Below are 24,356 nucleotides of genomic sequence, written 5' to 3' on the forward strand. Positions count from 1 at the left end.
GGGGTCACCACGGACCCGTCGGTGCGTCGTGGGGCCGGGTCCGCTTCCCTGCCGCCGCTGTGTTCCCGTCCCTCGGGGGCTGTTCTCCCGTTCTGCCGGGGGCGCCCGGGCGGCGGTCGGGCGTGACCGGTCCACAAGCCCGTGGGAACTCCGGAAGAGCCCCCGGGCGCGCGGTACGCCGGACCGCCGGTGCCGGTGTCGAGGCCGAACGGAGCACGGGCCCGGCCCGGCCGGCAGGCGGGCGCGTCAGCTCCGGGCCTCCGCCTTGTCGGTGGGTCCGGTCGGGTCGGCCTCGGGTTCCTCGGGCACCAGCCTGAGGCGGTCGTCCGGGTGCGGGACGATCGCCGTGGAATCCCTGGAGACGAGGAACTCCGGCCGGGTGGGGTTCTTCGGCGCGTTGTCCACCCGGTTGTAGGTGATCAAGAGCAGCGCCCGGCCGTCGGACGAGGTGTTGTTCGAAGAGGAGTGGACGATGCTCGGGTGGAAGACGTGGATCGATCCGGCCGGCCCGAGGATCGGTTTCCTCCCCCGTTGCCTCATCAGTTCTTCCGCGCGGTCTGCCTTGACGGTGTACGCGAGGTTCGCCGACACGTGCTGCCGCCAGTCCCCCCTGGAGTTGTCCGAGTTCTCGGGCAGGTCCAGGAGCCCCAGCGTGTGGGAGGTGGGAATGACGACCAGTGGGCCGTTGTCCGGATGAACCGCGTCGAGCGGGACGGCGATGTTGACGGCGTCCGGGCGTGCCATGCCGTCCTCTTCCCGCCAGAAGGAGAAGTCCTGGTGCCACGGCCATGCCGCGCCCTCACGCGCCCTCTTGAGGTTCACCTTGAACTGGTACGTGTAGACGGGCCCCCCGAGCAGTGCCTCGGCCAGAGCCACCAGCCGGGGGTGGCGGACCAAGGCCCGGCAGAGGTCGTCGAAGGCGTGACAGCCGTGAACGGCGCGGACCGTGTCGGTGTCCTTCTCGTGGACGACCTCCGGCCGCCTCTGCCGGCTGATCGCCGAGACGCGTTCCCGCAGCAGTCGGACGGACTCGCCGTGGAACCGGTACGGGAAGCGGAAGTATCCGTCCCGGCGGTACGCGGCGCTCAACTCGGTGAGTGTTCCCTCGGCCGTCGCGGTCACGAGGTTCCCTCCTCCGTCATCGTCGTGGTCGGGGCAAAGGTCTTGATCGGTTGCGACGTTCACCGGTGCGGCACCGGACAGGAGCGTCCCGCGGCAGGGCGGGGCCGGGCCGGTTCACCAGTCGCTCCGTGTCGGAGTCCGCTGTCACACCTCGGCTGCCGCGGCGACACGTGCGGCGACGGCAGGAGCGAGGCGAGGGTCCAGGGAGGACGGCACGATGCGGTCCGCGGCCAGCCCGTCCTCCGCCACCGCGGCGATCGCCTCGGCCGCGGCGAGCCGCATCCTCTCGGTGAGGCGCCGGGCACCGGAGTCGAGCAGTCCGCGGAAGACGCCCGGCGAGGCGAGCGTGTTGATCACTTGGTTCGGATGGTCGCTGCCGCCGGTGGCCACGATGCCGGCATATCTGCTCGCCGTGTCAGGGGCGATCTCGGGGGTCGGGTTGGACAGGGCGAAGACAATCGGCTCGGGTGCCATGGTCCGCATCAGTTCCTCGGGCACCGTTGAACTCGAGAGCCCCACCAAGACGTCCGCGCCCGCCAGTGCCCGGTCCAGTCCACCGCGCAGTCCCCGCGGGTTGGACCGCTCGGCCAGCGGCGTCTTCACCTCGTTCATCCCGCTGCGTCCGGGGTGGAGGATCCCGCGTGAGTCGAGCACCGTGACGTCGGTGATTCCTGCGGCGAGGAGGAGGTCGGCACACGCGACACCGGCCGCTCCGGCGCCGACGACCACCACGCGCCGGGACTCGACCGGCCTGCCGAGGACCCGGCAGGCCCCACGCAGGGCGGCCAGCACGGCGATGGCCGTCCCGTGTTGGTCGTCGTGCACGACCGGGCAGTCCAGTACCGCGGACAACCGTTCCTCCAGCGCGAAGCATCGGGGCGAGGCGACGTCCTCGATGCAGACCGCACCGAAGGAGGGACGCAAACACGTGAGGGTGCGGACGATCTCCTCGGTGTCCGGAGTGTTGAAGACCAGCGGAATGGCGTCCACACCGGCGATCGATTTGAAGAGGGCCGCCTTCCCCTCCATCACCGGAATCGCGGCGAGCGGCCCTGCATTGCCGAGGCCGAGTACGGAAGTGCCGTCCGTGACGATCGCGACCAGGCGGCTCGCCGATGTATATCTGGTGGCCAACGCCGGCTGTTCCGCGATCGCCTGGCTGACCCTTGCCACTCCCGGGGTGTAGGCGATGGACAGTGAGCGAACGTCAACGATCGGAAGGGCGGAGGAGATGCGCAGCTGGCCGCCTTCGTGCGCCGCAAAGATTTCGTCCTCTGTTATCGGCGCGAAATTCTCGTGTGTCGCCGCAACCGCCATGTTCCCTCCCTCTCCGAGTCAGCTCAGGCTAACTCGGCGGTCAGGTGCCCGCAGCTACTCACGTGAGCAGTCCTGGCGGACGGGACGTCGCTCGCGAACGGCATGATTACCCATGCGAGTAGTGGCCTGTCGCGGCTCGGCGGAAAAAAATGTGGTGACCGTGGCGGGCCGAACGAGTAAAACGAAGCCCGGGAATCCGTCGACAGATTCATTGGAGCCGACCACTATGTCCCGTTTGTTCATCAGCAACCAGCGGACCGATGAAATGGTCGGCGACTTGGGGGTACTCGATCCGGAGTACTGCAGATACGTGGGAAACCAGGGGCAGCGAATGGCCTGGTGCATGCGGGACGGCGATCTCCTCGTCCTTCCCATGGCCCCTCATGCCGCATTCCTCGGCTACGTCTCGGAGACGCTGGGCATCACTCCCGGATCGGTGGACGTCCTCGTCCCCCCGGAAGGCGGTGCGCCGGAGGGCATTCTCTCCTCGGACCGGCTCCTCGACCCCTCGTTCCTCGCGGTCCTGCGGGACGCCGTCGCAGCACACGGCATCGACGAGGTCGTCCCGTTCCACTTCGACAGCACGATATCCAGACTGACCGAGGAGCTCGGACTGGCCGACGTGACCCCGGGGTTCGGGCTCTTGGACCAAGGGGGCGGACGCCTGCTCAACAGCAAGGCGACCTTCCGCGCGCTGGCCGCCGGGGCCGGTGTTCCGGTACCCGACGGATTCGTATGCGACTCGCGGAAGGAGGTCGAGCGGTACCTCTGGGAGAGGTTCCTCTCGCACGGGCACCCCGCGATCCTCAAGCAGGACTACCACGTGGCCGGGTTCGGCAACGAGGTGATCAGTCCCTTCGAGGGCGTGGACCCGGTGGGTGCGCTGCGTTCGGTGGTGACGCGCAGCCGTGACGAGCTCGCGAAATACCTTGCCGACCGCTGGCACTGGCTCACCGACGGCGGACGGAACCGGATCGTCGCGGAGCGCTACTTCGAGAATTCCACCCCGCTGTGCGCCGAGTTCCGCCTGACCGATGATTCGGTCGTGTTCCTCGGCCACGGTGAGATGCGCATGCAGCCGGTACTCAACGGCCACATCTGGCCGGCCCCCTCGGCCGATTCGCCCATCTTCCCCGACTTCATCAGCGATGGGCTCGGGTTGTGCGGCTCCATCCACGCCCTGGGGTATCGCGGCATCGTGAGTGTGGACGCCGTTCTCACCACCACCCACGGCATCCTGGTCAACGAGTTCAACTGCCGGGTGAGCGGCTCCACGCACGCCTACGAATTCGGGAGGGGAATCGTCGGGGAGGACTGGCAGGATCGGCGCGTCATCATCGAAATGCGACGCTGCAGCTTTCCGCCCCTCGATCGGGCGATCCAGGTGCTGCACGACCACGGAATAGCGTTCGATCACGGCACCCGAAGCGGGGTGGTCGTCGCGGTCGAGGACGCCGGCCCGAACGGCGGCTACGGGGAGTACCTCGTCGTCGCGGAGAGTCTGGCACAGGCCGAGGAATTGGAGCGGCAGGTCGGCACGTGTCTCCTTCTCAGCTGACCCGCAGCCTGGCGCCGCTGTGGACGTGAGCGGCCAGCTCGGTGCGCGAACGTATTCCCAGGGTCCGGTAGATCCGGCGCAGGTAGTAGTTGATGGTGTGCGGGGACAGGCAGACCCTCTTGGCGACCTCTCGGTTGGTGAGGCCGTCCGCCACCAGAACCGCGATGGCCCTTTCCGTGTCGCCCAGCATCGTCAGCACCGACCGGGGCGTGCCCGGTTCCGCCGGGACGTCCGCCGAGGGCGCGGCGTCCGTCCACGGACCCTCCTCGCCTGGCTCGCCTCGCGTGTCGATCAACCGCTCCATGGACGCCGGCATGCCCACCGGACCGCCCGGCGTCCGCAGCCGTCCCAGGTCGTGCCGCGCGGAGCTCGCGGCCCAGGCCTCGATGTGCGTCTCGGCGGCGCGCGCCAGCCCGGTTCCGTCCCCGTCGAAGAGACTGCGTGCGTGCTGCGCGGCCGCTGCCGTGGATCTGATGCCGGGGTTGCGGGAGGAGAGGGACTCCGCGGTCCGTACCGCTGTCCGGGCCAGGTTTTCCCGGCCCGTGGCGCGCGCGAAGCGCACGATCCAGGCCGCCGCGGCGGGCTCGGCGGCCATCAGGCCGCGAAGGTCCCCCAGTCCACTGCCGCCGGGACCGATGGCGGCCGCGGCGCCGTCCACGTCGCCGCAGGCCGCGCGCTGTACCGCCACGGTCCACAGACGGCGGGCCGGCCACGCCAGGCACCTGTCCTCCGCCGTCCCCGCATGGCGGTCCAGGACACGTCCGGCCGCCACGACGTCACCGGACTGGATCCTGGCCTGGGCCAGGACCACCGCGGCCGACACCGTGTAGGAGGGGTTCCCGTACACCAGGCCCTTCCTCAGCGCCTCGGCCGCGAGCTCGGCGGCCGTCCCGGGGTGCCCCGTGCGCAGTCTCAGGGCGGCCAGTTGGATGTCCGGTGCGGGACAGGGCGAAGTCCGCGGTTCCCGCGCCAGGGCCTCTCGGCACTGTTCGATCAGCCACTCCGCCTCGTAGTACTCGCCCAGGCAGGTCAGCTTCCAGGCCAGCGCCAGCCGGGCACGGATCCGCCGGCCGCCGGGAACGGCGACATCCGACTCCTCGGCCGCGCCGCGTCCCCATCGCAAGGCTCCGCTCAGGTCCCCGGCCCCCCAGTCGAGGTTCGACAGGGCACAGGCCGCGGCGACCCTCAACCGCCCGGCTCCGGCACGGTCGAGCCCTTCCCTGGCCGCAAGCTCCGAGAGCACTTCCTCGGGCTCTCGCGGAACGTCGTCAGGCCGCGGTCCGGCCTCGTGCATCATGGCCGCGACGTCCGAGACGACGCCCCTGAGTCCCCGTTCCTCGGTCCCGGTCGGCGAACGGTCGATCGCCGTGCCCGCCAGCAGGGCAGCGGACTCCGGGTATCCGGACGACAGGAGGGTACGGACGGCCCCGACGACACCGTCCTCGTCGTCGGCATCGCTCGGTCGCGGCTGCCGTTGTCGGTCCGTGGAAGCCGCGGGCCCGCCGCTCCGACACCCGGAGGGACGCACCCTGTCCCAGGAGACGTGCGGAGACTCCGCGAGGATCGCCTTCCGCACCGCCGGCGGAATCGCGTCACCGACCACCTCCCGGACGACCGGGTGCACGAAGACCAGCCCGTCCTCCTGCTCCCGCAGGATTCCGGCCAGGACCGCCTCGTCGACCGCCGACAACACGGCCAGGCTGGACGACCGCAGCAACGCAGCGACGGCGGGGACGGAGAACACCTGCCCGAGGAGTGCACCCGCGCGGACCAGCTGCGTCGTCTCGGGAGACAGCTCCTCCACCATCCGTCGCACCACGGACCTCACTCCGGCGGGAACAGCGGCCCCGGCACGTCGCCCCGCCGTGCCGTCCGCCGCGGTCTCGCCCGTGTCGCCGAGGCCGCGCACCAGTTCCACGATCAGTCTCGGGTTCCCTCCCGCCGCCCCGACGCGCTCCCTCAGCGCGGGTCCGGGCACGCCGCCGACCAGCTCCGCCGCCAGTTTCCGCACGGCCGCCGGACCCAGGGGGTCCAGTCGCAGGCACTCCAGCCGGTTGCCGAACGCGTCCAGCAGCACCTGTCGGTGAGCCGCGCCCCGCAGCGGGTTCAGCGCGGCGAGCACACCCGCCGCTTCGCGGAGAGCCGGGGCCTCCCGGGCGAACAGCGCGGCGAGCGCGGCCGGGGCGCAGACGTCCAGGTCGTCGATCAGGTACAGGTACGGACCAGGTCGTCGCCCCGCGCGGAGAGCCAGGTCCGTCGCCGGACAGCGGACGACCTCTGTGCCACGGGCTTCGGCGAGCGCCGCCGCATGCACCAGAACACTGCTCTTCCCACTCCCCAGAGGGCCTTCGACCAGCAGGGCGCCACGACCGCCGTCCACCGCGTCGTCGAGGAACGCGGACACACGCCGGATCTCACGGTCACGGCCATAGAGATGATTCACGAGTCTCTTCCAAGGACTGGGCGCTCTTCGCCTGAGTACCGGCGCGAGCACCGACGGCGATGGACTAGTGGCCGGGGCCTCCGCCGCGCGTGCACGCCGCGCCACTGCACCCGGTCGGCGGAGGGGCCGGCCGTTGCTCCGACGGCGAGCGGCGGATCGGTGCGCCGCCGCCACGAAGTTCCGCCGGCCCACCGGCCGGGAGGCTCCGCGGCGCACCGACGGGCTGGTTCCCCCAGCCGTTCACCCGCCTGTTCGGTGCGGACCGGCACGGTCGCGCGACGGTCTTTGCCGTGGGTTCGCAGCGCTCGGCGGCACCGGCGCCTTGGGGGTTTCCCCGGAGCGCGACGGAAACGCGGCGACCGCGTGTCCGGCCGGGGGCGTCTGCCGCTGCGCCCACGGTCACCAGGGGGACGACGGGCCGGACCCGGCCGCACGGCACCGCTCCCCGGAACCCGGCGAGACCGCGGTCACCTGCCACGCACTCATGCGGCGGCCACTCCGCCGAGAGCCGCCGACTGCCGACTGTTGCGGAAGAAGAAGAAGGACTGCCCGGCCACCAGCAGCATGTTGGCTCCGGCCAGAGCGCCCCAGAGCGCCGCCAGCCCGCCCGCGGCGGCCACCGGTATCGCGGCCACGGCCAACAGTCCGTAGACGACGGCGAAGACGGCGAGGCTGGGCACGGTGCGTTTGATCGCGATCAGCCCGAACCCGAAGAGGGCCTGGATTCCGTCCGTCACCACCACGACGAAGACCAACGGCAGGATGGCCACGATCTGCGTGCGGAGATCGCCGTCATGGGTGAACAGCGACAGAAGTGGACCACGAGCCACCGCCAGGACAACGCAGAGCAGCACCACCGCGCCGAAGGCCACGCCCAAGCCCGTCAGTACGGTGCTCCTGAGCCCGGCCCCGTCCCCGGCGCCGGCGTCCTTCGCCGCTATCGGCACGGTCGCCTGGCCAGTGGCCGCGGCGGCCGTGAACATGAAGTTGACCAGCGTGATGCTGATGCTGTGCACGGCCGTGCTGTCGGTGTCCACCCGGGCCACGGCCATGGCGAGCACACCCAGCACCGCGAACTTGATCAGCACCGTGGCGGCCAGCGGAATTCCGACTCGGGCGATCTTGAACACGGCGCGGAGGTCCAGGGGGCCGGGCCGCAGCGAGTGACCGGCCAGCACGGTGGACCGGCGGAGCGCCCGATGGGCCAGCGTGGCGCTGATGAGACTGGAGGCCAGCATGGCCACACCGGCCCCCGGGAGCCCCAGTCCGGTGAAGCCGCCGACGCCGCCCACCAGGACGAGGGAGAGCACCACGGCGGCGGCGGTGCCCGCCATACCGGCCCGCATGACCAGTTTCCCCCGTCCGAGTCCCACCAAGGTGGTCGTGGCCGACGTGCCGACCGCGGTGACCAGTACGGCGGCCGCGAGCAGCGCCGGGAAGGCGCCGAGACCCTCCCGAGTGGCTGCCGGAACGCCCATCAGCAGCGCGATGAGGGGCACCGCGAGTACGCACAGGGCCGCCACGGACCCTGTGCAGATGCCCAGCCACATACCGTTCCGGACCACCGGGACGAGAGCGTCGGCGTCCTCGTCGTTCGCGGCGACGAACGGCATCAGACCGCGCATGGCGCCGGCGACAGCCGCCACGGCCGGGCTGAAGACGGCCATGGTCACGGCGAAGGCGGCGAGCGACACCGTTCCATACCGCCCCAGCACAGAGGCGTCGACGATGCCCGCCGCCGAGGACGCGATCATCGTGAGATACAGCGGAAGCGCCGCCGAGGCGATTCTCCGCGCCTTTGGCTTGTCGCTCTGACCGATGCCGTCAGTCGCAGCCATGTTTATCCGTTCTCCTTTTTTCGCCACTGTACGTGAGACGCATCGCGTCCGCCGTGTCCCGCCCTATAACGGCGGCGACTTCCGCCATGCGCTCGAAAAGATAGAAGTGACCGCCAGGCCACATGTGCAGACGGGTGTCCGGTCCGGTGAATTCACGCCATCCCCGGATTGCCCGCTCGGGAACCACCGGATCGGACATACCGCCGAACACGGAGACCGCCGTCGTCATGGAAGCACCCGGCCGATGGCGGTAGCTGTCCATGATTCCCAGGTCCCAACGGAGGACACCAACCAGATAGTCAACCATTTCGGGAACCCGCAGAACTTCTTCCGGTGTTCCTCCCAACGACCGGAGAAAGTCCGTCAGCCGCTCCGAGTCCCATAGGTCGCGGCGCTCCCTCGGCTCGTCGCACAACACGTCCGGCGAACCGCATCCTGACACGCCGAGCCACCGCGGGGGTTTCCCCAGCCGCTCCATCTCGCGTGTCAACTCGTATGCGATCAGCCCGCCCAGACTGTGCCCGAAGAGCACGTAGTCGCGCCGGTTCTCCTCCAGGGCCCGGGCCAGGAGGTCCACTGTCTCGTCCATGCTCCGACAGGGTCGCTCGCCGAAGCTCCGACCGCGCCCCGGAAGCTCGACGGCCTGGACTTCCCAGTGCGCCGGCAGGTGCCGGGCGAATTCCACGAAGCTCGCGGCGGATCCGCCGGAGTGATGCAACAGCAGGCATGTCACCCCGGCTGCCGCGGGAGCGGTCTCCGACCAGCCGGCCCTGAGCCTGTGGAGCGGTTCCGGTGCGGTCATGCCCGGGATTCCCCAGCCTTCGACTCGCCCGATCGCGCCGCGGGCGCGGCCAACCGCTTGCAGACCCCGCGTATCCGCTCGCTGGTACCCGCGGCCATCGCAGGTGTCCGGGGGTGCGCGCCGCGATTGATGTTGGTCAGCACGCGGCCCGGACCGACTTCCACGAACGCCGTCACCTCACCGTCGGCCAGCGCGCTCGTCGTCTCGTGCCACCGCACGGGCGCGGACAGTTGTCGTCGCAGAAGCCGCCGTGCCTCGTCGCCCGACCGGACGTACCGTGCCGTCACGGTGGAGACGACCGGGATTCTCGGGGTGCCGAACCGGACGGTGTCCAACTCTCTGGCGAACTCCTCCTCGATGTCGGCCATCAGGGAGCTGTGGAACGGCGCTCCCGTCCTGAGGACGGCCACGTGCTGGGCTGCCGACTCCCTGGCCAGCGCCACCGCGAGGGAGATCGCCGCCTTGGCTCCGGAGATGACGGTCTGCGAGGCGGAGTTGTGGTTCGCGACCTCCACGGTGTGTCCGGAGACGCGTGACGCCTCCGCGCAGATCGACTCCACCCTGCTGACCGGCAGTCCGATGACGGCGGCCATGCCGCCGGGTGTCCGTTCGTTGACGGAAGCCATGAGCTCGCCCCTTCTGCGCACCAGCCGCAGCGCATCCCGCCACTCCAATACACCGGCGCAGACCAGGGCGTTGTACTCACCGAGGCTGTGTCCGGCGGCAACCATGGGGGTGACTCCGCATTCCTCCAGGATCACCGCCGCGACCAGGCTGGTGACGAAGATCGCCGGCTGCGCCGCCGAGGTGTCGAGAAGCTCGTCCGGGCCGCCCTCGAAGCACAGCTTGCTCAACGGGAATCCAACCGTACGGTCGGCTTCCTCGAAGATCGGGCACGCCGTTTCGGGGAAGTCCGCGGCGAAGTCACGGCCCATCCCGGCGACCTGCGACCCCTGCCCCGGGAAGAGAAACGCGATACGGTCCATCAGCCCTCCAGATTCCTCTTCCATGTCACAGGTCCGCGCAGGCTTCCCGAAGCCGGTTCAGCACCACGAGCTGGTCCATGACCTGCGCGGGTTCGACTCCGAAATCGATGAGGCAGGCCACCTCGTCGATTCCCAGGTCCGAGAGTGCTTCCAGGATGGGGAGGCAGCTTTCCACGGAGCCGATGAGACACCTGGTCGTCGCATACTCGTAATAGGCGTGTTCCAGCATTTCCTCGAGGGCGTCCGGCGACACCGCGTCCGGGTCGCTCTCCCGGTCCTTCAGGCCGAACAGGCTCATGGACGAACGCATGTAACTCATGAGCGGCGCTTTGGCCGTCTCCACGGCCCGCTCGCGATCGTCCGCCACGAACGTGTGGAGCATGACCACCGCCCGCTCGTTCGCCACACCGAACCCGGCCCCGTCCAGGGCGTCCGAGTACGCCACGAGATTGTCCTCGAGGTTCTCCCAGGACTGCCCCAGCAGATGGGTGAGCACCCCGAACCCCTGTTCCCCCGCCCAGGCGAAGGTCTGCGGGCTTCCCGCCGCCGTGATCCACAAGGGGATCTCCGCCTGGTGCGGCCGGGGATGGGTCCGGATCCGGCGCACTTCGCCTCCGGGTCCGGTACGGGCCAGTTCCCGGCCGCGCCACAGCTGCCGCAGTTCGTCGATTCCGCTGCGCATCCAGGACTTGTTGTCCGCGTACCGGTCCGGAGCCAGCACGAAGTCGTGCGGGTTCCAGCCGGACGCGATGGCCAGTCCGGCTCTCCCCGCCGAAATCCGGTCCACCACCGCCCACTCCTCGGCGACGCGCAAGGGGTCGTGCAGGGGCAGGACCACGCTTCCCGCACGTACCGCGACGCGTTCCGTGACCGCCGCCACAGCGGCCCCGGTGACGGCCGGGTTGGGGAAGGGGGCACCGAAGTCGTGGAAGTGCCGCTCGGGCGTCCAGACCGCGGCGAACCCCGCCCGGTCGGCGTAGCGGGCCGCATCGAGCAACAGCCGGTACTGGGAGGTGCTGTCGCTTCCGTTCGCGAAGAAGAACAGACCGAATTTCACATTTTCTCCATGGCTGCGGTGAACGGGGTGTCCGGTGCCGTGCCGTGCGCCGCGGGACGGACCGACCCCGCCTCGAAGACCAACGCGTACAGCGCCTCGCGATAGAGATCCATGACGGTCGCGTCGGAACTGCTCACGGGGCTGGGGGCATATCTCGCCGAGGCCCGGAACCGCTGACCGGTGTCCACGACGACGAACCCGAGCCGCTGTCCGGGGGCGAGCGGGTCCGGCCCCGCTGCCCGCATGGTGACGCCGGCGATGCGGACGTCCTCACCGTCGTCGCGTGCGTAGGTGAAGACGACCGGAACGTCCAGGTAACCGGTCAGTACGGGATCGTCCGCCGCGAGGTCACGGTAGGGGACGTGTCGACGGTCGAATATCTCCTGGCAACTGGACCGCACGTGCTCGACCAGGCTGTCGGGGTCGGCGTCGGCGGGGATCCGCAGCGGCACCGGAACCACGTTCGCGAAGTGGCCGACCGTTCCGTCCAGGCTCCAGTCCGGCCGCCCGTCGAGCGCCACGGAGACGCACACGTGTTCCGTGCGCTGCGCTCGTGAGAGTGCCACGGCGAACGCCGTCAGGTGGAGGAGGAAGGGGGTGACGCGGGCCTCCGCGCAGCGGGCCCGAAGGGCCTGGTGCAGTCGGGGCGCGGGAGCCCAGCCCTGCTGGCCGACCACCGCGGGGCCGTCCGGCGGCACCATGCCCGCGGACTCGGGGCGGTCCGTCAGGACATCCCGCCATCCGGCGATCGCCCGGGCCCGCTCCGGGCCGTCGTACAGTGAGGAGCGCCAGGCCAGGTAGCGGATGTAACCGTCGTCTTCTTCCCGACCCTCCTCCGGCTCGTCGTACCCGCGCGCGAGCTCCTCGCAGAGCGTCACGAGGCTGCGGCCGTCGAGGGCGAGCAGGTGCACGGTCAGCGCGAGCAGGGTGCGGTTCTCCGAGACGTCGGCCATCGCGACACGCATCAGAGGCCCGCGTCCGGTGTCGGTGGGAAGCGCCTGGACCCGCTGGTGGAGCCAGGCCGCCGCCGCGTCTGTGGCCATCCCGGAGGGGCAGTCGAATTCGAGCAGGTCGGGTTCGGTCGACCCGCGGACGACCGAATCGCCGGTGACGCGGAGACGCAACGCTGCGTGCCGTTCGAGCAGGTTCCGGACCGCGGTCGCCATCCTCGCCCTGTCCAGCCTCCGTGGGACGTCGAACACGAAGCTCTTCTGCGCGTCCCGGACTTCCCCCTCGCTCAGCGAGCGGAGACCCGGGGTGAGCGCGACCGAGCGCGGCGCTTCCGGCAGCTCGTCCGAGTGACACGGTGTCGAGTCCCCGATCCGGTCCCCGACCAGTTTGGCGAGCCGGGAGGGCGTTCCGGTCCGATAGAACTCGCCCATCGCGACGGATACGCCCAGCCGCTCCCGCAGGCTGTAGACGGCCCGGGTCGCCGAGAGCGAGTGGCCGCCGGACTCGAAGAAGTCGTCGTCGGGTCCCACCGCGGGGCGGTCGAGGACGGTCCGGAACACCTGGAGGATCTTCTCCAGGACCGTTCCCGGGGCGTGGTCGGCGACGGCCTCGCCGTCCTCCGCGTGTTCCGCGGCCCTCCCCGGGTCCGGCAGCCGCCCGAGGTCGATCTTGCCGTTGGCGTTGACCGGCAGTCGGTCGAGAACGGTGAACGTGGCGGGCATCATCGCGACCGGCAGCTCCGCCCGGATTCGCTTGCGCACGCGCGTGACGACCTCGGGATCGCGGTCCCCCACCACCAGGTAGGCGTCGATCCGCCGGTCGCCGTCGGGGCCCCGCACCGCCAGTGCCACATCGTCGACCCCGGCTTCCCGGCGGATGCACACCTCGATCTCCCCGAGTTCCACCCGGTGCCCTCGGATCTTGACCTGCTGGTCGCGTCTCCCCGTGAACTCGATCAGGCCCGAGCGCAGCAGCCGCACCAGATCGCCGCTGCGATAGGCCCGTCCGCCCTCCGGGACCGCCCGGAACTTCTCCTCGGTGAGCTCGGGCTGGTTCAGGTAGCCCGTCGCCACGCACCTGCCGGAGATGAAGAGCTCCCCCACGCTGCCGGGTGGCGCGTCCTGTCCGCCGACCCCGGTGATGGCCAGGCGCACGTTCTGGATCGGGCTGCCGATGGGAGCGTGCCACGGCCACTCCCGCGGCCGTTCGGGGAACCGGTACGACGTGACGACATGGGTCTCGGCCGGCCCGTAGTTGTTGACGAGCCTGCAGTGCGGCATCCGCTCGAAGAAGGCGACGAGCGGCCGGCTGATCCGAAGCTGTTCACCGGTCGAGGCGATCTCCCGGACCGTGGCGAACGGAGCGGGATCGTCCGCGAACCGGGCCGCCAGCGCGTGCAGCAGGGACACGGGCACTATCGCCTTCTCGACACGGTGCGCTTCCACGAAGGAGGCCAGGGCGTCGTGGTCGTGCTTGGAGTCGTCGTCCAGGATGTGCAGTGATCCGCCGCCACACAGTGCCGAGAACGTCTCGTGAAAGGCCGCGTCGAAGCCGAAGGAGGCGAACTGGAGCCAACGGCGGGCGACACGGTGGCCTTCCGTCTCCCAGTGCACGAGGTTGGCCAGCGCACGGTGCGGGAAGTGGATCCCCTTCGGTCGTCCGGTGGTTCCGCTCGTGTAGGTCACGTAGGCTCCCGTGTCCCCGGGGCACCCGTCGCCGGCGGTCCCGCCTTCCCGGCCGGCGATCTCCGCGAGAGGAGGCACGCGCAGGACGCGCACTTCGGGAGCGAAGGACGCGTCGCGCGCGCTGCGCGCGAGGATGAGCTTCACTCCGGCGTCCTCCGCCATGAGTGCGAGCCGCCGGGCCGGGAGGGTCGGATCGAGGGGGACGGGGGTGGCCCCCGCTCTCAGGACCCCGAGCAGCGCCGCCACCAGCGCGGTACCCCGCCGCATGGCTATCCCGACGGGTTCTCCGGGGCCCACCCCGCTGCCGGTGACCTGGTCGGCCAGACCGGCTGATATCCGCGCCAATCGCCCGTAGCTGACCGATGTCCGCCCGTCCGTCACGGCGAGGCGGTCCGGATTCCGCTCCGCTTGTTCGGCGAAGACCGCGTGGACAGGCCGCTGCGGGACCTCGACCACCGCTCCGGTCAGTGCCGCGGAGCAACGCGCACGTGCCGCCGGCGGTGCGCTCCGGACCGTCGACAGAGGCGCCAGGGGAGCCCGGGAAACAGCGTCCAGCAGGAACGCGAAGGACTCCTGCCACGCGGCGACGGTGTCCCGGTCGAAGCGGTCGGTGTCGTACAGGAAGCGGCCCGCGATGGCGCCGTCCGAGGAGAACCACCAGTCCAGGGAGAGCTCGTAGGGGCTGGTGGCCCTGTCGAACGGCAGTGGTTCGACCGTCAGTCCAGACGGTGCGGGAGGGATGCTCGCCGAAGCGCTGAGCATGTTGAACAGAACCTGGAAGACCGGCTCCGCGTCTCTGGGGTCCCGTCCCAGTTCCCTGGCGACGGCTTCGAACGGCAGGTCCTGGTTGTCCAGTGCGTCGGTGAGCCGGGTGACGGTCCCCCGTAGCAGGTCGGCGAAGCTCCGGCGCTCGTCGATGCGGGCGCGCAGGGGCAGGGTGTTGACGAAGTTGCCGATCAGATTCTGGTTGTCTGCACGGTGCCTGCCGGACACGGGTGCGCCGATGATCAGGCTCTCGCGGTTCGCGATCCTGGAGAGCCAGCAGCCGAAGGCCGCCAGCACCACCGCGAAGGGCGTCGTTCCCTGTTGTGCGGCCAGTCGACGCACACGCGCGGACACCTCCGCCGGCATGGTGAATTCCAGCTTCGCCCCCCGGTAGCTCCGCTGTGTGCCGCGCGGCCGGTCACCGGGCAGTTCGATCGGCTCGGGCAGGTCCGCCAGTTCCCGAAGCCAGTACTGCAGTTGTCGCCGAGCGGCCTCCGACTCCCGCCAGTCGGCCTGGGCACGGGAGTAAGCCGCCAGTCGTCCGGCCACCGGAGCCAGTGCGGCCGGCCGGCCCGAGGTGTGCTCCTCGTAGCAGGCGTAGAGATCGGTCAGCAGCACCCCGGTTGAGCGCGCATCGGCGATGATGTGGTGCAGCACGAGGGCGAAGACGTGTCGTTCGGGTCCGAGACGGAAGATCCTCCCCCGGAACAGCGGCGCCTTCTCCAACGCGATCGTGCTGTCCAGCAGTTCCGCGACGGCGCCGCTCAGGTCCTCCTCGGCCACCTCCACCAGCGGAAGGTCCGCCGTGGTCCGCTCGGCGACGACCTGTACGAAGCCGTCCTGGCCGTGTCGGAAGGCGACCCGCAGGCTCTCGTGCCGGTCCACCACATCGGCGAACGCGGCCTGCAGGGCGGCCGGGTCCAGTGGGCCGCGAAGGTCGGCCAGGACGGGCACGTTGTAGGACTCGGCGGCACCGTCGAGTTCGCTGAGGTGGAGGAAGCGCTCCTGCAGCGGTGTGACGGGAAGCACCGTGCTCGGCCGGCCCTCCGCGCGCTCGGTCGGGACGCCGCCGACCGCCCGCGGCGTGCTCGCGGCGGCGGATTCTTCGAGGACGGCCGCCAAGCCGGCGGGGGTCGGCGTCCGCAGGAAGGTGCCGAACGGCACCCGGTGGCCCCAGCGCGCCTGGGCCAGGGCCACGATCCTGGTGGCGAGCAGCGAGTCGCCCCCCAACGAGAAGAGGTCGTCGTGGGACTCCACCTCGTCGAGGCCGAGTGCCTGCGCGAACAGCTCACACGCACCGCCGTGGAAGTCGGCGGCGCCGGCGTCCGCGTCGGGCGCGGCCGTCACGTGCCCCTTCGGTGCGGCTCCGGCGGGCTCGGGATCCAGCCAGTGCCGACGCCGCTCGAACCGGTAACCGGGCAGCGCTTCCGCGCGCCGCGGCCTGCTTTCGACGAGACCGGCGATGTCCATCGGCAGGCCGAGCGCCCACGCCTGCCCCGCTGTGGCCAGCACACTGTCGTGGCCGGCTGCCACGCCCCGGGGCGCGCCGAGGCGGGGCGCCCCGGAGAAGACCTTCACGTCTCCCCGCGGTCCGGGGGCGGGACACAGTTCGATCACTGCCGGCACCCGCGGCGGCAGGGTCCGCCAACCCGGTGGCGCGGGCCGCCCGCCGGGCGCGCAGGCCGGTGAGGGCGACTGCCCCGGCGAGCAGAGCTCCGACCCGTCGGCGTCGTACCAGGGGATGACGGGAGCCCGCAGGGTCACCGCGCCCAGGGCGGAGACCGCGTCACCGCCCGCCGCGATCCGCGCGAGGACGTCGCACAGGGCGTCCCGCTCCAGGGCTCCGCTCAACACGGCGGCGGCGAGTCGACTGTCCTGGTCGGCCAACACGGCACCGGGTTCGATGCCGAGCTCCGCCCAGACGGCGGCGCATCCCAGTGCGACGACGGTGCTCGTGACGGGGGGCGCCTCGTCGGCCAGTTCCTCGAGCACCTGCCGCGGCGTGACCCCCCGCTCGGCGGCCAGGGGGCCGACGAGCCTCTCGGCCGTCCGGCTGAACGGGGGATGCCGTTCCAGCAACGAGGACACGGCCGCCTGGTCCAGCTCCGGTGTGTTCAGCGAGAAGGCCGGCTTGCGGCCTGTCAACTCGGCGTCGCCGCGACCCGGGTCGAGTACGACCACGTCCTCGGACCGTCGCCACAGCAGTGCGCCGCGCATCGGATGGACGGTACGGCGCGTGACGAGCTCATGGGCGCCGTCGGCCACCGCAGCGGTCGGCGTGGTCGACGCCCAGTCGCGGAGTTCGGATTCCATCGCCCGGAGCGAGCCCTCGGACTTCGCCGAGAACGGCAGGAGCACACTCGTCCCGGGGTGCCCGGGCTCCGCCTCGGCCCGCTCCACGTGCTCCTCCAGGAGCACGTGGACATTGGTTCCTCCCACGCCGAAGGAACTCACTCCGGCCATCAGCGGACCCGGGGCGTCCCATGGCTCGAGTTCCCTGACGACGCGGAACGGCGAGTTCTGGAAGTCGATGTGCGGATTGAGCCGCTCGCAGCCCGGCGTGGGCGGTAGCACGCGGTGCCGTAGGGCCAGTACCACCTTGATGAAGCCCGCGATGCCGGAGGCCGAGTCCAGGTGTCCGATGTTCGCCTTCGCCGATCCGAGGGCGCAGAAGCCCCGCATGTCGCTCGTGGCTCGGAACGCATCCGCGAGCGCGCCGACCTCGATGGGGTCGCCCAGTGCCGTGCCCGTCCCGTGCGCCTCGACATAGGTGATCCGGTCCGCCGTCACTCCGGCGAGCTCGTGCACACCGGCGATGAGCTCCGCCTGTCCCTCGTGGCTGGGTGCGGTGTAGCTGCTCTTGCGCGCGCCGTCGTTGTTCATGTCACTCGCTCTGACGACGGCGAGCACCCGATCGCCGTCGGCGAGTGCGTCCTCCAGGCGGCGCAGCACGACGAGCCCCACACCACTCGCGAACACCGTGCCCCGGGCGTCGGCGGAGAACGGTCGGCAGCGCCCGTCCGGCGAACCGATGCCGCCCTCCGAGTACCGGTAGCCCAGGTCACGCGGTTTCACGCCGGCCCCACCGACGAGCGCGGCATCCGCCTCGAAGTCCATCAGTGCGCGACATGCCTGGTGAACCGCGGCCAGGCTCGACGAACAGGCACAGTCGACGGCGATGCTGGGGCCGGTCAGACCGAGCCGGTAGGAGAGGCTCGTCGCGGTGAAGCCGCGGTCGTTTCCCATCAGCACGCGGTGCCAGCCGAGCCGGTCGATGACGTCCCGGTGGCCGAGGACGTTCCGCAGGAGGTAGTCGGAGTGGTTCATGCCCAGGTACACGCCGATCCCGCCCGGGAATCGGGCCGGGTCCACGCCCGCGTCCTCCAGCGCCTGGACGGCGGTCTCCAGGAGCATGCGCTGCTGGGGGTCCGTCGCCGCCGCTTCGGCCGGGGTCATCCCGAAGAACCCGGCGTCGAACAGCGACGGGTCGGCGAACGGCTTGCGCAGCGCGACGTAGGACGGGTCGGTCCGGGCGTTCTCCAGCAGGCCCGCTGCGCGCAGCTCCTCGTCCGGAACCCGCTCCAGCGGTTCGCCGCCCGAGCAGAGCAGGTCCCAGTACGCGTCGATCGAGTCGGCGCCCGGGAATCTGCAGGCCATGCCGGTGACTGCGATGGCAGTCCCGTCAAAGCCGCCGTTGTCGTGTACGTCTTCGGTGGTCGGCACCTGATCTCCTGACCTGCGAGGGGACATGGACCGCTTCGATGCGTGGGCGGGGGCGGGGCGTCAGCCGCGCCCGTCTCGCGGCCGGCGGAGGCGTCGTTTCCGGGCCACCTGCTGCCTGCGCTCCAGCCGAGCCGTATGACGCCCGGCTGCCGTCGGGTCCGGTCCGCCCGGCGCGGCCCCGGCTCCCCCGGGGTCGCTCAGGTGGGCCGCGTAACCCCGGATGGTCGGGTGGCGGAAGAGGTCGACGATCCGTGCGTCCGGATCGATCTCGGCCCGTACCTCCGTCAGGAGTCTGGCCACCAGCAGGGAATTGCCGCCCACGCGGAAGAAGTCGTCCGTGACGCTCAACTGTTCGTTGTCCAGGAGACGCCGCCAGATCTTCAGCAGCCGTTCCTCGAGACCGCCGGCCGGAGAAGTGGGGGCGGCCGTCCTCTGCGCCGTCGGCGCCACCCGCGGCAAGGCGTTGCGATCCGTCTTGCCGCTCGTGGTGGTGGGCAGGGCATCGCGTGTCACGAAGACGGCCGGGACCATCTGGTGCGGGAGCAGCCGCGACAGGCCGACGCGCAGTTCCGCCGCGTCGAACGTCGCCGGGTCCTCGGGTACGCAGTGGGCCACCAGAACGTCGCGGTCCCCGTGCCGCTGCACCACAACGGCCGACTCGGCCACCCCGCCCAGCGAGTTGATCGCCTGCTCCACCTCCTCGAGCTCAATGCGGTACCCGTTCACCTTGACCTGGTTGTCGACTCGCCCCAGCAGTTCGATCTCCCCCGTCGGCAGCCATCTCGCGATGTCGCCGGTGCGGTAGACCGCGCCCTCCCCGTGCACGGCGGGAAGCTGGAGGAAGCGCTCTTTCGTGAGCTCGGGATTGCCCGTGTATCCCCGGGCGACACCGGCGCCGGCGATGACCAGTTCACCGAACATGCCGACCGGCAGCGGGTTCCAGGCGGAGTCCACGATGTGAGCCACGGTGTTGGCCAGCGGCCGTCCCACGAGGATCCGGTCCGCCTCGTCGGGCACCTCCCAGCAGGTCGACCAGACGGTCGTCTCCGTGGGGCCGTACATGTTCAGGACCCGCCGTATGCCGAGTTCCTTGAGCTTCGCGGCCAAGGTGGGATCCAGCGCCTCCCCACCGACCATCAGGAGCCGGAGCGACGCGAGCGCCCGTTCCGCGTCGGGCAGCCGCAGCATGCCGCGGAGCAGCGTCGGTGTGGCCTGGAGCGCGGTGACCCCTTCGCCGAGGATCAGCTCGGGGATCAGTGCCGCCTCCTGCTGCTCGGGGGCCTCGGTCAACAGGCTCAGCGTTTCCGCCGTCTCCGCCAGGACCACCGGTACGCCCCGGTACAGGGTCCACAGGAGTTCGACGACGGCGATGTCGAAGGTGACCGCGGTCACCGAGAGCCAAACCGAGGACCGGGGCAGCGGTACGGCCTCGTCGAGAGCGACGAAGAGGTTCGCCAGGTTCCCGTGCGTGACCTCGACGCCCTTCGGCTTCCCCGTGGTGCCCGAGGTGAAGATCACGTATGCGGAGTCGGCGGGCTCCGTCGGTACCGGAGCGGAGGTGGTGTGCAGCAGTTCGGCGAGAGCGAGCCGGTGCCCGGTGTACCCCGGGCACCGCTCCGCGTACCGGTCGTCGGTGATCAGCGCGGCGCAGCGGGCGGATTCGAGCATGTACTCCAGTCGGCCCTCGGGCGCGGTGCCGTCGAGCGGCACATACGTCATGCCTGCCCGCAGGACACCCAGCAGCACGGCAGGCAGCTCCGGCGACCGCGGCACCATGACGCCGACGCGCGTGCCGGGCGGCAGACCTGCCGACTGGAGTCCGGCGGCGACGGCCTCGGCCGTCGCGGCGAGTTCCCCGCGGGAGACCCGCCGGCCTCGGAACCGCACGGCCACCGCGTCGGGGTCCTCCACGAGACGTCGTCCGATCTGCTCGTGGACGGGTACGTCCGGGACGTCCCGCGCGGTCTCCCGGTTCCATCGCGCTATCCGTTCGGCGCTGTCGGGGTCCATGAGCTGGAGGTCGCCCACGCGTGCGTCCGGATTCGCGCACATCTGCTCCACGAGTTGCCGGTACCAGACGACGAGCCGACCGGCGTCCGAGGCGTCGAGGAGGGCGTTGTTGTAGGTCAGCAGCCCCTGCATTCCGTCGTCGTCTTCACGGAGCTTCAGCGTCAGGTCGTACTGGGCGGAGAAGACGGGGGTCGATGCGGGTACGGCCCGCACGCCCGGCAGGGTCAGGTCCTCGCCCGGGTAGGTCTGGAGTATGAAGACGTTCTGGAAGACCGGCGAGTGGGAACTGCTCCGGTCCGGCGCGGCGATCTGGACCACCTGGTCGAAAGGCAGGTCCTGATGTGCGAAGGCCTCGTAGGCCGTACGCCTGGTGGCGGCGAGGTACTCGCGGACCGACCGACGGTCGTCGATCCGTGAGCGGATGGTGATGGAGTTGAAGAAGAGGCCGAGTGTGCCTTCCAGCGCGGGGTAGGGACGGTTGGCCAGGGGGCTTCCCACAGCGATGTCGTCGCACCGGCTCATGCGGGAGAGCAGCAGCGAGTAGGCCGCGACGAGCAGGCTGTACAGCGTGGTACCGGCCTCCGCGCAGAACGAACGCGCCCTGTCGAGGAACTCCCGGTCGTAGTGGAAGGTGAGGGATCCCGCCCCGTAGCTCTGCACCGCCTCGCGCTTGCGCGAGGGCACGAGGTCGAGCAGCGGCGGGAGGTCCGCGAGGGCTTCGCGCCAGTAGTCCCGTTGTCTCCCGGCCAGTTCGGTGCCCAGCCAGTGGCGTTCCCATGCCGCGTAGTCGGCGTACTGCACGGTGAGCTGCGGGAGTTCGGCCTCCTTGCCCTGGATTCCGGCCGAGTAGAGCTCCGAGAGTTCCTTTTTGATGATGCCCGTCGACCACCCGTCCGAGATCACGTGGTGCTGCTTCACCACGAAGATCCAGCGCTCTTCGCCGGTACGCACGAGGTGGAAGTGGATGAGCGGTGGTTTCGCGAGGTCGAAGCGCGTGGACAGGATGGCCAGCAGAACCTCGTCGAGGTCGTCGGCCGATGCCTCGTGCTCCTCGAAGACGGCCCGGCAGTGTTCGTCGATGTGTTGCAGCAGTCCGGACTCCGACTCCCGCAGCGCCGTACGGAGCACCTCGTGGCGGTCGATCAGCGCCTGCGCCGCGCCCTTCAAGGCATCGACGTCCAGTTTCCCGGTGAGTTCGGTGGCGAAGTACATGTTGTAGACCGGCAGTTCGGTCGCGGTCTGCTCCACCAGCCACAGCCGCTGTTGGGCGTACGATGCCGGAATCGGCCGACCGCGGTCGATGCGTTCGATCGTCACCCGTCGTCGTGCCTGCTCCTCCGCGTACTCCCGGAGGAACTGGACGATCTGCTGCCGGTTGTTCCGGATGTCGGTGCGGATCCGCTCGGTCAGCACACCGTCGGGGGCGGACACGGCGAGGGTGTCGCCCTTGGCGGAGAGCCGGATGCCACGGTCCGAGAGGTCCTTCAACAGGTCCAGGACAGTCACAGCTCGATCGTCCCCATCGTGTCGTCGATGTCTTCGGTCAGGGTTTCGAACACGGCCGCGGAGGACCGCTCGTGCTCGACGAGGGCGCTCATGCCCGACAGCGTCTCCGCCTCCAGCAGCCCGCCCAGCGAGATCCGCACCCCGAGCCTGTCGCGGATCCTGACCATCACCTGTGAGGCGACGAGCGAGTGGCCGCCCAGCGCGAAGAAGCTGTCGTCGGGCTTGACGCCGGAGACCCCGAGCACCTCCTCCCAGATCCCGGAGAGCACCGGCAGCACATCGTCCGGCGCCTTCACGCCCTCGACGGCCTCGGCCGCGGGGGCGGTCTCGGGCGCGGGAACCGGCGCCCCACCGGCCGCCCAGTACCGCTGCTCGTCGAAGGGGTACAGGGGCAGGTCGACCGGCCGGGCCGGTGTGCCGGGATGCAGTCGCTCCCATGCGACCTCGGCTCCCAGCTCCCAGCAGTGGGCCACCAGGGAGAGCCACCGTCGCGCGGAGCCGAGGGCCCCCAGTACGTCGACGGCTTCGGTCCGGCCCTGTTCGTCGAATCCGTCCAGCAGGGCCGAGCGGGTCACGTCGACCAGGCGGACCGCGGTGAGCGGCGTGCCGGCCCGCAGCGGGCGGTCGATGTCGACCGGTCTGACCTCGCAGGTCAGAGGCTCCAGCGCGGCGGCCGAGAGCTCCTGTTCGAGCGACTGCAGAATCTGCTCGGCGGCGTCCAGGTCGCCGTGGTCCCGCACCGCGGCGAACGCCAGTTCGTGCAGCCGGACACACCGTCGGGCGACGTCCACGGGCAGTCCTCCGGCGTGGGCGGCGGCCGCGTACACACCGGCTCCGGTGGTCGACAGCGCGTGCGGCCGGACGCCCAGGTCCCGCAGCCACTCCAGTGCGCGGCAGGCCGTGCGCAAGCGGCTCTCAAGACCGTCGGACCCTCCCCCGTCCGGCTGCTCCTCGGCGAGCCCGGGGAGCAGCGCGCCGAGCGCGGGATCGGAGGAGAACCTTCCCTCTCGCTCGAGGTCCACGTGCAGCACGAGCTCTCCCGGTACCGCCGGACGGGGAGCGGACCCCAGCGCCTCGGCGAACTCCCCGGCCGATTCGTAGACCCAGGCACGCCGCAGCCGCCGGTGCCCGCGCCGGTGCTGCAGGGTCGCCGCGATGCTCGCGGCCGGGAGGTCCGGGCCGCCGGCCACAGCATGTGCGAGTTCCGTGCACAGCCGCTCGAAGGAGGCGGCGCTGTGCGCGGAGACCGGGAACACCTCGGGCAGGTCGACCGCCGGCACGGCCTCCCCCGAGGTGTCCGTGCTCGGCGCCTCGAGGATGACGTGCGCGTTGGTGCCCCCGACGCCGAGTGCCGTGACGGCTGCTCGCCTCGGCACCGCGGTCTGCGGCCACGGCTGCGTCCGGGTGTTGACGAACAGGCCGGTGCCGTCGAGGTCGATGGCAGGGCTGAGTTCCACGTGTCCGGCCATCGCGGGCACCACGCCCTCCCGCACGGCGATCACCGTCTTGATGAGGCCGGCCATTCCGGCCGCGGTGTCCAGATGCCCCACGGAGGACTTCACCGCGCCGATCGCACAGGGGCTGCTCACCCCCAACCGGGCCCGGGCTTCCTTCAGCGCCGCCATCTCGATCGGGTCCCCGAGGGGGGTCCCCGTGCCGTGCGCCTCGACGAAGCCGATGGTCGTCGGGTCGACGCCGGCGTCGGCGAGGGCGGCGACGATGACCTCGCGCTGGCCGTCCACACTGGGCGCGGCGAAGCTCTGCTTGTTCGCACCGTCGTTGTTCAGCGCCGAGCCGCGGATGACCGCGTGGACCACGTCCCGGTCGTGGACGTCGCCCAGCCGCTTCAGCACCACGATCCCGACGCCGCTCCCGGGCAGCGTGCCGTCGGCCGCCGCGTCGAAGGGACGCAGCTCGCCGGTGGCGGACGCGACCCCGCCGTCGACGGCGCGGTACCCGTGGTGCCGCGGCAGTTGCAGGGAGACGGCCCCGGCCAGCGCCACGTCGCAGTCGCCGGCGAGCAGACTGCGGCGCGCGAGGTGGACGGCCGTCAGCGATGTCGAGCACAGGCTGCTCACGAAGACGCTCGGTCCGTTGAGGTCGAGGTGGTACGAGACCCGGAGAGGGAGCGCCGCGGGTGTGTCGATCATGTGCCGGTGGGCGCGTGCGGCGTCATCCGGCCGCTCCAGCAGCTCCGCGTAGCGATTCTCGCCGGTGCCGCAGAACACGCCGATGCGCGGTCGGCGCCCGGGGTCGGCGATTCCTGCGTGTTCCAGTGCGTGGACCGCCTCCTGCAGGAATATCCGGTGCTGCGGATCCATGTTCTCCGCTTCGCCCGGGGAGATGCCGAAGTAGCCCGGGTCGAACAGGTCCATGTCCTCCAGCAGGCCCGCTGCCGGCACGTACCGCTCGTCGGAGAGGACCTCCTCCGGCACCCCCATCGAGCGGAGCACGTCCTCGGACGGACGGACGATGGAACTCTCGCCCTGGCAGAGCCTCTCCCAGTACTCCTGGACGTTCCGGGCACCCGGAAACCTGCACGCCATGCCCACCACAGCGATGGGCTGCTGCTCCTGCAGCAGGGTCATTCGGA

Annotated in this window: 11 protein-coding genes; 1 reads left to right on the forward strand and 10 read right to left on the reverse strand. The window is 70.7% G+C overall.

The window, feature by feature from the left end:
• Positions 1-246: 246 nt before the first annotated feature.
• Positions 247-1,122: a phytanoyl-CoA dioxygenase family protein gene (locus tag ABD335_RS25365; protein ID WP_344327672.1), complete on the reverse strand. Its 876-nt coding sequence runs from the start codon at positions 1,120-1,122 to the stop codon at positions 247-249.
• Between the two features lie 144 nt (positions 1,123-1,266).
• Positions 1,267-2,439, reverse strand: a complete 1,173-nt coding sequence (locus ABD335_RS25370) for an NAD(P)-dependent malic enzyme (RefSeq protein ID WP_344327674.1) — start codon at positions 2,437-2,439, stop codon at positions 1,267-1,269.
• Positions 2,440-2,674: 235 nt separating this feature from the next.
• Between ABD335_RS25370 and ABD335_RS25375 the strand changes: the two genes are divergently transcribed.
• The gene (locus tag ABD335_RS25375; protein WP_344327676.1) at positions 2,675-3,997 is read left to right on the forward strand and encodes a preATP grasp domain-containing protein; all 1,323 of its coding nucleotides are present in this window, start codon (positions 2,675-2,677) and stop codon (positions 3,995-3,997) included.
• On the opposite strand, the gene ABD335_RS25380 is transcribed toward ABD335_RS25375, so the two are convergent.
• The 8 genes from ABD335_RS25380 to ABD335_RS25415 form a co-directional block, all read right to left on the reverse strand.
• On the reverse strand, positions 3,990-6,656 hold the full coding sequence (locus ABD335_RS25380) for a helix-turn-helix transcriptional regulator (protein ID WP_344327678.1): 2,667 nt from the start codon (positions 6,654-6,656) through the stop codon (positions 3,990-3,992). The genes ABD335_RS25375 and ABD335_RS25380 overlap by 8 nt on opposite strands.
• A 266-nt stretch (positions 6,657-6,922) precedes the next feature.
• Positions 6,923-8,278, reverse strand: a complete 1,356-nt coding sequence (locus ABD335_RS25385; RefSeq protein WP_344327680.1) for an MATE family efflux transporter — start codon at positions 8,276-8,278, stop codon at positions 6,923-6,925.
• Positions 8,265-9,080, reverse strand: a complete 816-nt coding sequence (locus ABD335_RS25390) for a thioesterase II family protein (RefSeq protein WP_344327682.1) — start codon at positions 9,078-9,080, stop codon at positions 8,265-8,267. The genes ABD335_RS25385 and ABD335_RS25390 overlap by 14 nt, the downstream gene beginning before the upstream one ends.
• Entirely contained in the window at positions 9,077-10,066 is a 990-nt protein-coding gene (gene fabD / locus ABD335_RS25395; RefSeq protein WP_344327684.1) for an ACP S-malonyltransferase, read from the reverse strand. Before fabD ends, ABD335_RS25390 begins: the two co-directional genes overlap by 4 nt.
• 25 nt (positions 10,067-10,091) lie before the next feature.
• Positions 10,092-11,123, reverse strand: a complete 1,032-nt coding sequence (locus ABD335_RS25400; RefSeq protein WP_344327686.1) for a MupA/Atu3671 family FMN-dependent luciferase-like monooxygenase — start codon at positions 11,121-11,123, stop codon at positions 10,092-10,094.
• Positions 11,120-18,274, reverse strand: coding sequence for a hybrid non-ribosomal peptide synthetase/type I polyketide synthase (locus tag ABD335_RS25405; protein ID WP_344327688.1), 7,155 nt, complete (start codon positions 18,272-18,274; stop codon positions 11,120-11,122). The genes ABD335_RS25400 and ABD335_RS25405 overlap by 4 nt, the downstream gene beginning before the upstream one ends.
• A gap of 33 nt (positions 18,275-18,307) precedes the next feature.
• The gene (locus tag ABD335_RS25410; protein ID WP_344327690.1) at positions 18,308-21,763 is read right to left on the reverse strand and encodes a non-ribosomal peptide synthetase; all 3,456 of its coding nucleotides are present in this window, start codon (positions 21,761-21,763) and stop codon (positions 18,308-18,310) included.
• Entirely contained in the window at positions 21,760-24,351 is a 2,592-nt protein-coding gene (locus tag ABD335_RS25415) for a beta-ketoacyl synthase N-terminal-like domain-containing protein (protein WP_344327692.1), read from the reverse strand. The genes ABD335_RS25410 and ABD335_RS25415 overlap by 4 nt, the downstream gene beginning before the upstream one ends.
• Positions 24,352-24,356: the final 5 nt, after the last annotated feature.

The organism is Streptomyces macrosporus (assembly GCF_039533145.1).
GTDB classification, from domain to species: domain Bacteria; phylum Actinomycetota; class Actinomycetes; order Streptomycetales; family Streptomycetaceae; genus Streptomyces; species Streptomyces macrosporus.

Coding starts and splice junctions, on each gene's coding strand:
- ABD335_RS25390 (WP_344327682.1), bottom strand. CDS start 9,080: ATGACCGCACCGGAACCGCTCCACAGGCTCAGGGCCGGCTGGTCGGAG.
- ABD335_RS25415 (WP_344327692.1), bottom strand. CDS start 24,351: ATGACCCTGCTGCAGGAGCAGCAGCCCATCGCTGTGGTGGGCATGGCG.
- ABD335_RS25370 (WP_344327674.1), bottom strand. CDS start 2,439: ATGGCGGTTGCGGCGACACACGAGAATTTCGCGCCGATAACAGAGGAC.
- ABD335_RS25385 (WP_344327680.1), bottom strand. CDS start 8,278: ATGGCTGCGACTGACGGCATCGGTCAGAGCGACAAGCCAAAGGCGCGG.
- fabD (WP_344327684.1), bottom strand. CDS start 10,066: ATGGACCGTATCGCGTTTCTCTTCCCGGGGCAGGGGTCGCAGGTCGCC.
- ABD335_RS25405 (WP_344327688.1), bottom strand. CDS start 18,274: ATGTCCCCTCGCAGGTCAGGAGATCAGGTGCCGACCACCGAAGACGTA.